At 68.0% G+C, this 13,820-nt stretch carries 11 protein-coding genes and 3 pseudogenes; 10 read left to right on the forward strand and 4 right to left on the reverse strand.

All coding sequences use genetic code 11. From position 1 onward, the window contains the following. The 6 genes and pseudogenes from AB0M29_RS35205 to AB0M29_RS35230 all read left to right on the forward strand — a co-directional run. Window positions 1-240 (forward strand): annotated as a pseudogene (locus AB0M29_RS35205) (coagulation factor 5/8 type domain-containing protein); the annotation flags it as partial. A gap of 451 nt (window positions 241-691) precedes the next feature. Next, window positions 692-1,108, forward strand: a pseudogene (locus AB0M29_RS35210) (transposase); the annotation flags it as partial. Between the two features lie 13 nt (window positions 1,109-1,121). Beyond that, complete coding sequence (locus tag AB0M29_RS35215) at window positions 1,122-1,355, forward strand: hypothetical protein (RefSeq protein WP_365390512.1); 234 nt, start codon at window positions 1,122-1,124, stop codon at window positions 1,353-1,355. Beyond that, window positions 1,352-1,549, forward strand: coding sequence for a hypothetical protein (locus tag AB0M29_RS35220; RefSeq protein ID WP_365390398.1), 198 nt, complete (start codon window positions 1,352-1,354; stop codon window positions 1,547-1,549). The genes AB0M29_RS35215 and AB0M29_RS35220 overlap by 4 nt, the downstream gene beginning before the upstream one ends. A 339-nt stretch (window positions 1,550-1,888) precedes the next feature. Beyond that, window positions 1,889-2,230, forward strand: coding sequence for a hypothetical protein (locus tag AB0M29_RS35225; protein WP_365390400.1), 342 nt, complete (start codon window positions 1,889-1,891; stop codon window positions 2,228-2,230). A gap of 3 nt (window positions 2,231-2,233) precedes the next feature. After that, a complete protein-coding gene (locus AB0M29_RS35230) occupies window positions 2,234-3,025 on the forward strand; it encodes a class I SAM-dependent methyltransferase (protein WP_365390402.1) in 792 nt (263 codons plus the stop codon). 225 nt (window positions 3,026-3,250) lie between these two features. On the opposite strand, the gene AB0M29_RS35235 is transcribed toward AB0M29_RS35230, so the two are convergent. From AB0M29_RS35235 to AB0M29_RS35250, 4 genes and pseudogenes are all read right to left on the reverse strand, one after another. Beyond that, window positions 3,251-3,712: a hypothetical protein gene (locus AB0M29_RS35235; RefSeq protein WP_365390515.1), complete on the reverse strand. Its 462-nt coding sequence runs from the start codon at window positions 3,710-3,712 to the stop codon at window positions 3,251-3,253. After that, window positions 3,686-3,912, reverse strand: a pseudogene (locus AB0M29_RS35240) (IS1380 family transposase); the annotation flags it as partial. The gene AB0M29_RS35235 and the pseudogene AB0M29_RS35240, both read right to left, overlap by 27 nt. A gap of 327 nt (window positions 3,913-4,239) precedes the next feature. After that, a complete protein-coding gene (locus tag AB0M29_RS35245; RefSeq protein WP_365390405.1) occupies window positions 4,240-7,194 on the reverse strand; it encodes a CBM35 domain-containing protein in 2,955 nt (984 codons plus the stop codon). A 274-nt stretch (window positions 7,195-7,468) separates the two neighbouring features. Next, complete coding sequence (locus AB0M29_RS35250) at window positions 7,469-8,461, reverse strand: LacI family DNA-binding transcriptional regulator (RefSeq protein WP_365390407.1); 993 nt, start codon at window positions 8,459-8,461, stop codon at window positions 7,469-7,471. Window positions 8,462-8,655: 194 nt separating this feature from the next. Here AB0M29_RS35250 and AB0M29_RS35255 point away from each other — a divergent pair, with 194 nt between their 5' ends. The 4 genes from AB0M29_RS35255 to AB0M29_RS35270 all read left to right on the forward strand — a co-directional run bounded on the left by AB0M29_RS35255 (window position 8,656) and on the right by AB0M29_RS35270 (window position 13,810). Continuing rightward, window positions 8,656-10,026, forward strand: a complete 1,371-nt coding sequence (locus AB0M29_RS35255; RefSeq protein WP_365390409.1) for an extracellular solute-binding protein — start codon at window positions 8,656-8,658, stop codon at window positions 10,024-10,026. 92 nt (window positions 10,027-10,118) lie between these two features. Beyond that, window positions 10,119-11,075 (forward strand): sugar ABC transporter permease, encoded by a 957-nt coding sequence (locus tag AB0M29_RS35260; protein WP_365390411.1) that lies wholly within the window; start codon window positions 10,119-10,121, stop codon window positions 11,073-11,075. 4 nt (window positions 11,076-11,079) lie between these two features. Further along, window positions 11,080-11,985, forward strand: coding sequence for a carbohydrate ABC transporter permease (locus AB0M29_RS35265; protein WP_365390414.1), 906 nt, complete (start codon window positions 11,080-11,082; stop codon window positions 11,983-11,985). 154 nt (window positions 11,986-12,139) lie between these two features. After that, window positions 12,140-13,810: a glycoside hydrolase family 13 protein gene (locus tag AB0M29_RS35270; RefSeq protein ID WP_365390494.1), complete on the forward strand. Its 1,671-nt coding sequence runs from the start codon at window positions 12,140-12,142 to the stop codon at window positions 13,808-13,810. Window positions 13,811-13,820: the final 10 nt, after the last annotated feature.

The following is a 13,820-nucleotide window of genomic DNA, read 5'->3' on the forward strand; positions in this document are numbered from 1 at the left end:
GACGACAGCGTCACCTCGCACGAGGGCTGGGGCCTGGGCAGCTACTGCAACTACACCGCGGACCCGACGATCATCCAGGACCACGGGTTCGAGGCACCCACCACTCCGGGGGTCAAGTTCCACGACCTGCTCGTGGTGTCCCTCGGTGGTAACGGTCAATTCGCCCATGTCATCAACGACACCGGCCCGGGTACGTCGGGGACCTCCACCACCCCCTCGATCGTGACCTCCTACCCCTAGGGTGAACGCCATCGCATAGCGGCTTTCCGGGCCTTCGTTCTCACTGTCAGGCAGCTGTAGTTCCGGTGCTTGCGCTGGTCAGCTGCTTGCCGGGGGGCGGGAGAGGGGACGGGTACGGCCACCGTGATCATGAACGTTTGTGACGACGTTTCAAGAAGCGGTGGCCGTGGAGGCCACGATAGCCGAGGCAGCTTGGGGCCGGGTGTTCGGTGTGGCGATGGACGTGATCGCGGATTGCTTCGCGCGGCCTGAGCCCCGCGTGCAGCGGAAATGATCAGCGGGCTGTTAGCGGAGGTGGACGCACGCAACTGCTGGACCCTGGGCCAGGTGCTGGGGCATCCAGGCCCGCACCAGCTGCAGCACCTGCTGTCGAGGGCGACGTTCGACCAACGACCGGGCCAGGGAGGAGATCACCCGCCTCGTCGTGGTTTGAACTCGCAGGTCAGGGGTTGTGCTGGTCACGGACGAGACCGGGGACGCGAAGTCCACCGGCTGCGTCAGGGCCGGACGCCAATGCTCCGGCGCGCTCAAGGGCGTCGGCCTGTGCCAGGTAGCCGTCCACTTCGCCGCCGTCACCGAGACAGTCAGGGTAGTGATCGACCGGGCCCTGTATCTGCCGAAGGACTGGGCCGCGGACGAGGAACGCCGCGACGGGTGTCCCGGAGGAGATATGTTCGTCACCAAGCCGCAGCAGACCGCCGCCATGGTCGCCCACGCGCTCGAGTTGGGAGTGCGGGCACGCTGGTTTGCGGGCGACGAGGTCTACTCCGGCTGCGAACTGCGCACGACGGTCAGATCGTTCGGCCTCGGCTACCCGGTCGGTATCACCCACACACACGCAGTCGCCCGACGGAGCGGGCCGCTGGTGGCAGGCCCGACAGATGATCAACAAGGTGCTGCCCCACCAGTGGATGCGCATGCGGACTGGACACGGCACGAAAGGCACCCGCGAGTACGACTGGGCCTGGCTCAACTTCCGCGCGGACGACACTCCCGACGGACACAGCGACGGGCTGAGCGTCCTGGTCGGCCGCCGGCACCGCTATACCGGCGAGCTCTCGTTCTTCCGCTGCTGGACACCTGATGACGTCGCCCCGCTCAGCTTGTGGAGGTGATCTGCAGCAGATGGCGTATCGAGGAGATCGTCCAGCTCGGCTGGACTTTCACCGGTCTGGACGAAGGTCAGGTGACCTGCTGGAACTCTTGGATGCGCTGGTCACTGTTCTCCCTGATCGCCGCCGTCCTCGCACTCACAGCCGCTGCCACGACCACCGCCAGCTCGCAGGTCCAGTTCGGCTTGTCCCGCTGACCTGCCCCGAACTCGTCCGGCTGCTCAGGGCATTCGTCCTCACTCCACCCGTCCGGGAGACGGAACCCGTCCTGCACCGGATGGTCTGGCGTCACCATCATCAGGCCCTGGCTCAAGCCTGCCACCAGCGCCGACCCACACTCCAAGACCAGCCATGACCGCAACTACAGCTGCCGTGTCAGACCACGGTCGTAGTCCCCGCCTGCCACCCCGGTCGCAGAACCGCGGCGCACGGATCAGTTCACGATCCGATGTGCCGAACCGCCCGGTCTTCGAGAATTTCATCCGTACCGAACGGCGAGAAAGTGCTGAGAACAGTGAGGCGAGAAAGGAGGGCCGATGGTCAGCGAGGAATCGATACGTTCTGTAATGCTGCCCCTACCGGGGGTGTTCGAGGTTCCCGGCTGGGGAATGCATTTGTATCTCGTGGGACGTAAGGCGTTTGTGACGGTCGACGGTCCGGGCACTCACGTGACTGTTCGCGTCCACATGAGTCATTGGCTGCGACTCGTTTCACGCGCTGGCACGCACCGCAAGCCGGTCAGTGCCCGCCTGCGGCCTGGCTGGATCCGTGTGGACCTCTCCGTTGTGGAGCTCGGCACTGTCCGCAACGTGTGCCTTGAGGCCTGGCGGCATGCGGCAGGCGGCGCCCCCACGATTCTCCGAGAAAACGAGGTCTGAATCATGTCCCTCCCCTTCGAAGACGGCGCCTTTCCCCAGAGCCCCGAGCAGGCCAACCAGTACGACGCTGCGGACGAGGATTACGTCCAGTACTGGGAGGGCCGCGACTATGAGCATGGCGCCGAGACGATTGCGCTAAAACGCCTGCTGGGGGATATCTCCTGCGCCCACGCCGCCGACGTGGGCGGCGGCTTCGGCAGGCTCAGCCTGCTTCTGGAGCAGTATGCCGAAAAGGTCACGCTGCTCGACCCCAGTCAGAAACAGCTCGACGCCGCCAGCCATCATCTGCAGGGCCATCCGCGTATCCATCCGCGGCTCATGCGCGTCGGCGAACTGGGTCTTCCCGACTCCGACGTCGACTTGCTGACCATGATCCGGGTCATGCACCACCTCCCTGACCCAGAACCGACCCTTAAGGAGGTCTCCCGCGTTCTCCGGCCCGGTGGCACAGCCATCATCGAGGTGGCCAACCTTGCCCACGCGGTAAACAAGGTCCGCTACCTCACCAAGGGGCAGCGCCTCCCGCATAATTCCGTCGACATTCGTTCTGCCAGTAAGCGGGAGGAGGGCAGCATCCCCTTCGTCAACCATCATCCTGCCACTGTCGTCGAACAGTTCGCGGCCGTGGGCCTTCGTGTCGATCGCAAGCTCTCGGTGTCCAATCTCCGTAGCCCCAGCCTTAAGCGTGCTCTTCCTACTCGCGCGCTGCTCGCCGTGGAGCGTACTCTCCAGGCCTCCCTCGCCTCTCTCGACTTCGGCCCGAGCCTGTTCTTCTTGCTCCGCAAATCAGCTTGACCGCGAGCGTTGTCACGTTGGTTGGGCGGGGTGGGATGATCTTCGGGTTGATCATACTGGAGGGGTCGGCCATGTCGTTGGTGCCGCCGTCATACAAGGGGCACCGGTACCCGGTCGAGATCATCTCGCGGCGTTGTCAACTTTGATGGAGCGTCAGATGATCAATAAGAAAATACTCGACCAGGCCCGCACGTGACGGGCCGATCCGGTCCTCCGCTCGTGGATTCATAGGTTCAGGGCGCGGATTTCCCTCTTGATCATCTGATGCTCTGTCAAAGCTGACGACACCCCTTCTGCAGTTCCGGCGAGAGCAGCGATGGGAAGATGACGAAGCCGTATCCAGTCCAGGGTGAGTCCGGCGGTGACGGCGTCGAAGTCCTGGCGCAGGCCGCGGGCCAGGCTGCACAGCGGCTTGAGGCCGGTGTTCTCAGCGCTGGTGAGCCAACCGGCGAGGTCGTTACCGCGGCGTTCGGTCATCATCGCGGCGAAGGAGCGGACGCAGGCGGCGACGGCGTCCAGTTCGGGGCAGCGGGCCAGCAGCTTCTTAAGCTTGAGCATGCCGCTCTCCTCCTGGCGGTCCGGGTGCGAGGTGATCAGCCAGGTTGCGGTGCGGATCGTCAGCTCCTTCGGCTTGTTGGGTGCGGGTTTGCCGCTGGCCCGGATCGCCACCGCCCCATCAGCCAGCATGACCGCGAGGCGATAGCGATCCGGCCCGGGCCATGACCAGTGCCGCGTGGCCGAAGGGACCTGAGGGCGGTGGAAAACGCGCTGGTCAGCCCAGTGGCACCGGCAAGATCGGCCACCAGCCGTGCCCCGGCGTGACCGACCACCTCCGAACCGTCGGCGGAGACATGGAGCTTGGGACGAAACCGATACCCTGCACGCAGAAAGTGACTCCGCCTGGACCGACAGAACCCCTTGACAAGGTTCATCGTCGCAGCTCAGGAGGGCACTTTTGCGCTACGGCCCAGAACCCGGCCCCACACAGGTGAAACGGCGAGGTATGTGCTCTTGGGCGTGGCGGATCGCGTCGAGGACGATGCGTGTTGCATCGCGGCGCATCAGCAGCCGTGGGCAGGTGCGTGGCCCCCGTCAGCACGAGTTGGCGGCCCGGTGCGAAGGGGTACGGCTTTCCGGCGGCCGGTACGTAGAGGCCCGGCCGCGGGGTGTTGCGCGCGGCCGGGCCTCTTGCTAGGGGTTCCCGCGGGAGCGGGTCAGAAGCCGGAGTTGCCCGGGCCTCGGATGATTGTGTAGGTACCGGGGTTGTTCAGGGCGGCGGAGCCCGTGCCGCTGACGGTGGTGTTGCTGACTGTCATGCTGCCGGTGACGTTGTTGATGTCGAAGCCGAAGGTGCCGGCGCCGGTGATGGTGTCGTGGTCGAGGGTCAGATTGCTGATCTGGTGGGCATAGGAGAGCAGGACGGCCTGGTAGGAGCTGTCCTGAATGGTGTTGCCCGTGACGATGACCGGCTGGGTGATGTCGCCCTTGGCGTCGGCGAAGATCCACAGGGCGCCGATGTCGGAGTTCCAGTTGTAGTTGTGGGAGCCGGCGCGGGTCAGGACGTTGTCGCGGACGGTGGTGGGACCGGTGAAGTTGGAGCCGAAGGCAGTGCTGACGTTGATGCCGGAGCCGAAGGCGACGGTGTCGCTGACGGCGTTGTTCTCCACGACGTTGTCGCCGCCGCCGTAGACGCCGATGCCGCCCGCCTGGATCGGCGACTGCGCGGTGTTGTGGGAGACGGTGCAGCTGGTGACGTTGCCGTCCTCGGTGTCCAGGGCGATGTTGTCGTCACCGGTGTTGCGGACGTTGGACTGCTCGACACGGGTACCGGACGAGCCGCCGTGCACGTGGATGCCGTCGGCATAGATGTCGCGGGCGCGGACGCCGGAGACGTCGAGGCCGGTGCCGGGTACCGCCCACAGGCCGACCTTGGCGTGCTCCATCCACACATTGAGGATCAGCGAGCCGGAGGTGAAGGCGCCCTCGATGGCGGGCGCGCCCTGGTCGTTGTTGCGGAAGGTGTGGTCGCCGAAGATCGACAGGTCGGCGATCTGGTTGCGCCCGCCGGTCGCGTACAGACCGCCGGCGCCGTTCTCGGCGGTGGACTGGAGGGTGGTGTACCACTGGCCGGCGCCGCGCAGCGAGACATTGCTGAGGCTGACGCGGCCGGAGATGTTGTACGTGCCGGCCGGCAGCCACAGGCCCTGGCCGGTGCCGGAGAGCTGGCTGAGCGCGCTGTTGAGCACCGAGGTGACGTCGCCGCCGGGGTTCACGCCGTACGTCGCCGCCGAGACATAACCGGCGGGCATCGCGTCGGCCGCGTCGACCAGTTCGGTGTCGACGGTGTCGATCGTGAAGGTGCCGCCCGCGGTGCTGTCCTTCTGGAACTTCAGGACGGTTCCGGCGGGCCAGGTGGTGGAGTTCTTGTAGCGGACGTCGTCGTAGAAGTGGTGGCCGGTGCCGTCACCGGGGTTGTTGGTGTCGTAGTAGCCGGCGCCGTACAGCCAGGCGTACTTGTTGGTCAGCGTCAGGTCGGTGACCTTGGTGCTGCCGGAGTACAGGGCGAGCGGCGCGGTGACGGGCGATCCGTCGGCGGTGTCGGGGATGGAGTAGCGCACGACCACGGAGTTGGCGGGCTTGGTCAGGGTGATCTGGACGTACCTCCCGGTGCCGGTGAGCTGCACGGCGCTGCGCCCCGTGGCCTCGGCGCTGAGCGAGGGGTACGCGCGGCTGACCGGCAGCACACTGCCGTTGGTGGCGGCGTCGGCGGCGCGGTATTCGGTGTACGGGAGCGTCGCGCCCTGGGTGGCGAGCGCGGTGCCGCCGTCGACCGAGACACCGTCCACGGCGACATTGCCTGTGTCGCCGGAGTCGTGCTGGAGGCCGACCAGATTGACGCCGGAGCGCAGCGTGACGGACTTGGCGACGGTCAGCCAGCCGCTGCCCGCGGGCAGGCTGACCTGGGAGTTCTTGATGCCGTTGAGGTAGAGCGAGAGGGTCTGGGCGGAGCCGCTGGAATTGGCGTACGCGACGGAGACGGAGTACGTACCCGTCGACGGGACGGCGGTGTCGATCTGCGTCTGGGCGCCCTGGGCGGTGAAGCCGGTCAGATAGCCGCTGCCGGCGTAGCCGGAGATCGAGGTGCCGACCGAGGGGCCGCCGGTGAAGAACGCGGTGGCCGCGTCGTACGTCTGGCCGTCACCGGCCGGGGGCGTGGTGGGAGGTGTCGTCGGCGGGGTGGTGGTCGTGGTGCCGACGGTGATGCTGTCGATGTTGACGTTGCCGTTATCGGAGCTGTCGAAGCGGTACGCGACGGTGTTGGCGCCGGACTTCAGCGTCAGGCTCTCGGTGACGGAGGCCCAGGTGTTCCAGTCGGCGGTCGCGGGCAGCGACGTCGTGACGGCCTTGGTGTCGTTGACGTAGACCGACAGGGTGCGGGTTGACCCGGTGCCGTTGGCGTAGCGCAGGGCGACCGGCGCGCTGCCGGCGCTCGCGGCCGTCACGGAGAAGGTGGTCGCGGCGGCGCCCTTGTTGCCGTCGGTGTAACCGCCGACGAAACCGCTGCCCGTGAAGCCGGTGTGGTCGGAGGCGACCACGGTCCCGCCGGACAGCGCCGCCGACTCGGCCTCGTACTGCCCATCGGCCGGGGCCGGGACACCGGCGAGGGTGATGTTGTCGAGATTGACGTTGCCGCTGTCGCCGCTGTCGAAGCGGTACGCGACGGTGTCGTGTCCTGAGGCCAGGGTGACGGGGGTGGCGAAGGTGCCCCAGGTGTTCCAGTCCGCGGTCGCGGGCAGCGACACCTGGGTGACCTTGGCACCGTTGACGTACACCGAGAGGGTCTGCGCGGCGGTGGTGCCGTTGGCGTAGCGCAGGGTGGAGACATAACCGCCGGCGTTCGCCGCTGTCACGGAGAAGGTGGTCGCGGCCGCGCCCTTGTTGCCGTCGGTGTAACCGCCGACGAAACCGCTGCCGGTGAATCCGGTGTGGTCGGAGGCGGTCACGGCGCCGCCGGACAGGGCGGCCGACTCCGCTTCGTAGACAGTGCCGGTGGACGCCGAGGCGCGCAGCGCGGTCCAGCTGACGAGGGCGGCCAGCAGGGCGAGCAGCGCGACTATCGCGGCAGGCGCGGTTCTGGGCAGACGTGTGCCCCGGGATGTGTCGGGCATGAATGGGCTCCGCAGCAAGAAGGGGGGTGCTGAGTGAGCCGCACCGTAGCCCCGCGTTAACCCCGGTGCAATGAGCGAGGGCGATCCCACGGAATGCGGCCTTCCCCGTACGAAATTCGCCTGCCGCCCCCGGCACGGTGTTGACCTGTGCAGATGACGCCGCCGGGGCGGGTATGCGGCAGCCGCAGGTGAATACGGTGAAGCTTTTCCGTCGGTTTCTTGCTCGGGATTCCGGGGCCCGGGGGCGCCCCGCCCCCCGTTTTCCGGACCCCTACTACCGTGCCGAAGCCGGGGCCGTCGACAGCCGTACCACCAGTTCGGGTTCGTGGAGGAGTTCTTTGGGGGTGGGGTTGGTGCCGTTGATCTGGTTGGCGAGGAGGGTGACGGCGGCGCGGGACATGGCTTCGATGGGTTGGCGGAGTGTGGTCAGGGGTGGGTCGGTGTAGTTCATGAAGGCGGAGTCGTCGTAGCCGACGACGGACAGGTCGTGGGGGACGGTGAGTCCTTGGCGGCGGGCGGCGCGGATGGCGCCGAGGGCGAGGACGTCGCTGCCGCAGATGAGTGCGGTGATGCCGGTGGTCAGGAGTTCGGTGGCGACGGCCTGGCCGCCTTCGAAGGAGAAGATCGCGTGGCCGATCGGATGCGCGGCCTTACCCGCCGCCGAGCGTGCGGCCAGCGTGGTGAAGGCGGCGGCCTTGCGGTGGGAGGGCGTGTGGTCGGCGGGGCCGACCATCAGGCCGATACGGGTGTGGCCGAGCGACGACAGATGCGCGTACGCCTGCTGCACCGCCGCCACATCATCCGTCGACACCTGCGGAAGACCGCCGTGGTCGACGGCGGCGTTGAGCATCACCACCGGCACGCCGCGTTCCTTCAGCGTCGCGCTCTCGTCCTCGGTGAGGCCGCCGCAGAAGATGACGCCGGAGACCTGCTGGTCGAGCAGCATCGTCACGTACTCGGCCTCGGTCAGCCCGCCGGCCGACCTGGTGCACAGCACGGGCGTGAAGCCGAGCTGCACCAGCGCGCCGCCGGCGACCTCCGCGAGCGCGGGGAAGATCGGATTCTGCAGCTCGGGCAGCACCAGACCCACCAACCGGGCCCGTACACCCCGCAGTTGGGTCGGCCGCTCGTAGCCCAGCACGTCCAGGGCCGTCAGCACCGCCTGCCGCGTGCTGTCAGAGACGCCCGGCTTGCCATTCAGCACCCGGCTCACCGTCGCCTCGCTGACCCCGACCTTCTGGGCCACCTGCACGAGTTTGCGTACCATGAGCGCACTATAACCGCACTCGGCCGTGGATTTTATGCATTGAGTTTGCGCTCATTGCGTTCCATGACGACAAGACCGTATCGTTTTTGCGTAAATGTGTTTCTCCATTGCGCGCCTGGTGAGGTCGACGTAGCTTGTGCGTCACCTCGGGGAGCGGCCGCCCCCTCCATCACCCTCATGACCAGGGACGATTCATGACCGGTTTCCCGGCGGGCAGCAGAGCCCGCACAGCCCTCGCCGTCGCCACGGCCGCCGGACTCACCCTTGTGGTGAGCGCCTGCGGCGGCTCCTCCAGCTCTTCGAAATCCGCCGACGGCACCGTCACCATCACGGTGAACGACATGCCTGCCAAGACCGACCCCGTGAACCGGAAGATCTTCCTGGAGGACGTCGCCGCCTTCGAGAAGCTCCACCCGAAGATCAAGGTGGTGCCGCACGAGGGCCAGATGGACCCGCAGACCTTCTCCACCAAGCTGGCGGGCGGCCAGCTCGAGAACGCCTTCTACGTCTACTACACCGATCCGGCGGGGCTGATAGCCAAGCACCAGGCCGCCGACATCACGCCGTACCTGTCGCAGTTCCCGGCCGTGAACCAGGTCAAGCCGCAGCTGCGCAAGGTGTTCCAGGACGCCAATGGACACACCTACGGCCTGCCCGAGGGCAACTACTCGATGGGCCTCGTCTACAACCGCGCGCTGTTCAAGCAGGCCGGGCTCGACCCGGACAAGCCGCCGACGACCTGGGACGAGGTCCGCGCGGACGCCAAGAAGATCGCCGCGCTCGGCAAGGGCACCGTCGGCTACGGCGACTACAGCAAGTCCAACACCGGCGGCTGGCACTTCACCGCCGAGATGTACTCGCGCGGCGGCACCGTCGCCAAGCAGCGGTCCGACGGCACCTGGAAGGCCGACTTCGACAACGCCACCGGCAAGGCGGTCCTCCAGCAACTGCACGACATGCGCTGGACCGACGACTCGATGGGCCAGCGCCAGCTGCTCGAATGGGCCGACCTGCTGCAGATGATGGGCTCGGGCAAGCTCGGTATGTACCTCGCGACCTCGGACAACATCCCCACCATCGCCGCCCAGTACAAGGGAGACCCGAAGGACTACGGGCTCGGCCCGATCCCCGGCGGCAAGGGCACACTGGCCGGCGGCGGCGGGTTCATGTTCAACCCCAAGGACACCCCCGACCAGATCAAGGCCGCCATGGCCTGGGTGACCTTCAAGTACGAGAACCCCGACCGCATCACCCTCGGCTCGCAGCGCGCGTCCGAGGCCAAGCAGCCGGTCGGCCTGCCCGAGCCGAACATCTGGACCGGCGCCGCCGCGCAGACCAAGACCGCCGCCGACGCCAAGTACGCCAATGTGCCGGTCGCCAACTACGCGCCGTTCCAGCAGACCATCACAGGGATACCCCTGGTGCTCGAGCCGCCGAAGGCCCAGCAGATCTACGCCGTGCTGGACACTGCCATGGCCAAGGTGCTCACCGACAAGAACGCCGACATCGGCTCCCTGCTGTCGAACGCCTCCCAGCAGGTCGACTCCCTGCTCGCGGCCCAGTAGCGCCGCCCGCCCGGACCCGACCCCTGGATGCCCGCGGGCCCGCCGAACCCTGACGACCGGCGCGGCCCGCGGGCGCCGAACAAGGAGATCCCATGGCCACCTCCCTGGCCCCCCGCCGCCCCGGCTCCCCCGCAGCGCCGCCACGCGACCGCGCCGGGACACGCACCGCGCGGCACGCCCGGCTGCGCCGCCGGATCGCCGACAACGCCCTGGCGTACGCCTTCATGGCGGCCGGCATCGTCTGCTTCGCGGTGTTCTCGTGGTACCCGCTGGTCCGGGGCGTGATCCTCAGCTTCCAGCAGGACAACCTGATCACCGACCCGCAGTGGGTGGGCCTGGCCAACTACCACCACCTCTTCGCCGACCCGCTGTTCTGGACGGCGTGGAAGAACACCGCCGAATTCACCGGGCTCGCGCTGTTGCTCGGCTACGCGGTGCCGTTCGTGATCGCGGTGCTGCTCAATGAACTGCGGCACTTCAAGGCGTACTTCCGCATCGCGGTGTACCTGCCGGTGATGCTGCCACCGATCGTCAGCGTGATGCTCTGGCAGTTCTTCTACGACCCCGGCGACGGCCTGTTCAACACCGCACTGCGCGGCGCGCACCTGCCCACCTCGCAGTGGATCCAGTCACCGCACACCGCGATGATCTCGCTGGTGCTGGTGTCGACCTGGTCCAACATGGGCGGCGCGACACTGATGTACCTGGCGGCGCTCCAGGCCATCCCCGGCGAGCTGTTCGAGGCCGCGGAGCTGGACGGCGCCGGCATCTGGGCCCGGCTGCGGTACGTGACCCTGCCGCAGATGCGGTTCATCATGCTGGTCCTGCTGCTGCTCCAGATCGTCTCGACGATGCAGGCCTTCATCGAGCCGTTCCAGCTGACCGGTTTCACCGACCCGTCGACCATCACCGTGATGACGCTGATCTACCGCTACGCCTTCGCCGTCAACAACGACTTCGGGCTCGCAGCGTCGATGAGCGTGCTGCTGTTCGCCGTGCTCGGCGTCTTCTCCGCGCTGTATCTGCGGCTCACCCGCGAATCGGACTGAGACCATGACCACTGACTCCAAATCCGCGGCGCCCCGCAGCCTGATCTCCGACCAGGAGCTGGCCAGGCCGCGCTACCGCGCCGCGTACTTCACGGTGCTGACCCTCACCACCGTGCTGTTCGCGGCGGCGTTCCTCTTCCCTCTGTACTGGATGGCGAGTTCGGCGCTGGAGACCCCGCGCGAATTCGCCGCGCAGACCCCGACGCTGCTGCCGAAGTCCGTGCACGTCACCGCGTACAAGGACGCGTGGACGCAGATGGACATCGCGCACTTCTTCCTCAACACCGTCTGGTACGCGTCCGGTGGCTGGCTGATCCAGATCGCGGTGGACGTGTGCGCCGCCTACGCGCTGTCCAAACTGCGGCCCGCCTTCGGCAAGGTGATCTTCGCCGGGATGCTCGCCAGCCTGATGCTGCCGGCCGCCGCGCTGCTGGTGCCCGCGTATCTGACCGTTTCCGACCTGCCGCTGCTGCACCTGAACCTGCTCAACACGCCCTGGGCGCTGTGGCTGCCGGGCGCGGCCAACGCCTTCAACATTTACGTGCTGCGGCGCTTCTTCGACCAGATACCGCAGGAATTCCTCGACGCCGCCAGCATCGACGGGGCGTCCCGGCTGCAGACGCTGCTGCGGGTGGTGCTGCCGCTGTCACGTCCGGTGCTCGCGGTGATCTCGATCTTCGCGGTCGTCGGGATGTGGAAAGACTTCCTGTGGCCGCTGCTGGTGCTCCAGGACCCGGACAAACAGACGCTGTCCGTCGCGCTGCACCGGTTGTCCACCTCCACCACCCAGGTGCCACCGACCGAGATGATCGCCGGCCTGTCCATCGCGGCGGTACCGATGATCGTGCTGTTCCTCTTCTTCCAGCGGCACATCCTCGGCGGCCTGTCCGCGGGAGCGCTCAAGGGCTGACCCGGACGTCCCCAGCCGCCGCCGACTGCCGCGGCAGCGGCACGCCCTGCCCATCTCCCCGTCATTCTGCCCCCTTTATCCGCATACTCGCCCCCTTCGCTCAAAGGAGCCCGCCCCCGTGGCCGATCAGCCCGTCGCAGCCGAGCCGTCCTCCATACGCACCGCGTCCGCCGCGCGCACCGAGCCCGCCGGGCACGCCGAGTGGTGGCGTGAGGCCGTCATCTACCAGGTCTACCCACGCTCCTTCGCCGACGGCGACGGCGACGGGATCGGCGACCTGACCGGTGTCCGCGCGCGCCTGCCGTATCTGGCCGAACTCGGCGTGGACGCCCTGTGGTTCAGCCCCTGGTATGCCTCGCCGCAGGCCGACGCCGGATACGACGTCGCCGACTACCGGCGCATCGACCCCGCCTTCGGCACGCTGGAGCAGGCCGAGGCGCTGATCGCCGAGGCCCACGCGCTCGGCCTGAAGATCGTCGTCGATGTGGTGCCGAACCATGTCTCGGACCAGCACGCCTGGTTCCAGGAGGCGGTCGCCGCGGGCCCCGGCGCCGAGGCCCGCGACCTGTTCTGGTTCTTGCCCGGCCGCGGCGAGGACGGTGAACTGCCGCCCAACGACTGGCAGTCCGTCTTCGGCGGCCCGGCCTGGACCCGTACGGTCAACCCGGACGGCACGCCCGGCGAGTGGTATCTGCACCTGTTCGCGCCGGAGCAGCCCGACCTGAACTGGAACAACTCCAAGGTCCGCGAGGAGCACGAGAGCGTGCTGCGGTTCTGGTTCGACCGCGGGGCGGACGGCGTCCGCATCGACTCCGCGACCATGCCCGCCAAGGACCCGGCGCTGCCGGACTTCGACCCGGACGCGCCGCCGGTACCGCACCCGTACATCGACCGCGACGACGTGCACGACATCTACCGCGCCTGGCGGGCGCTCGCCGACGGCTACGAGCAGCCGCGCGCGCTGATCGGCGAGGTGTGGCTCGCCGACCCGGTACGGTTCGCGCACTATCTGCGGCCAGACGAGATGCACAGCGCCTTCAACTTCGACTACCTCAACTGCCCCTGGGACGCGGCCGATCTGCGCCGGGTCATCGACGCGACGCAGGCCGCGCACTCCTCGGTCGGCGCCCCGGCGAGCTGGGTACTGTCCAACCACGACGTCACCCGGCACGTCACCCGCTACGGCCGCTCCGACACCTCCTTCGGTCTCGCGCTGCGCCAGCACCAGGTGCCCACCGACCTGGAGCTGGGCACCCGCAGGGCGCGGGCCGCGCTGCTGCTCGACCTGGCGCTGCCCGGCGGCTGCTACCTCTACCAGGGCGAGGAGCTGGGGCTTTGGGAGGTCGAGGACATCCCCGACGAGCTGCGCCAGGACCCGATCTTCCACCGCACCGGCGGCACCGACATCGGCCGTGACGGCTGCCGGGTGCCGCTGCCCTGGTCGGGCGAGCGGCCGCCGTTCGGCTTCAGCCCCGAGGGCGCCACCGCGCCGCCGTGGCTGCCGCAGCCGAAGCTGTGGGCCGCGTACACCGCACAGGCGCAGGACGGCAGGCCCGGCTCGATGCTGACCTTCTACCGCACCGCCCTGGGACTGCGCCGCCGCGAGCGGGGGCTGCGCGGCGCGGACTTCCGCTGGCTGCCCGGAAACGCTCCCGGCGTCCTGGGCTTCGCCCGCGGCGACGGCTTCTTCTGCCTGGCCAACCTCTCCGGTGGGGCCGCGCCCCTGCCCGCAGACGCAGAATTCGTCCTCGCCAGCGACCCGGGATTCGACCCGGGCACAGGAGAACTGCCGAACGACACAACCGTATGGCTGCGGCAGCGCTGACCGGCTCACC

The sequence above is a fragment of the Streptomyces sp. NPDC051976 genome (assembly GCF_040680795.1).
Classification (GTDB): domain Bacteria; phylum Actinomycetota; class Actinomycetes; order Streptomycetales; family Streptomycetaceae; genus Actinacidiphila.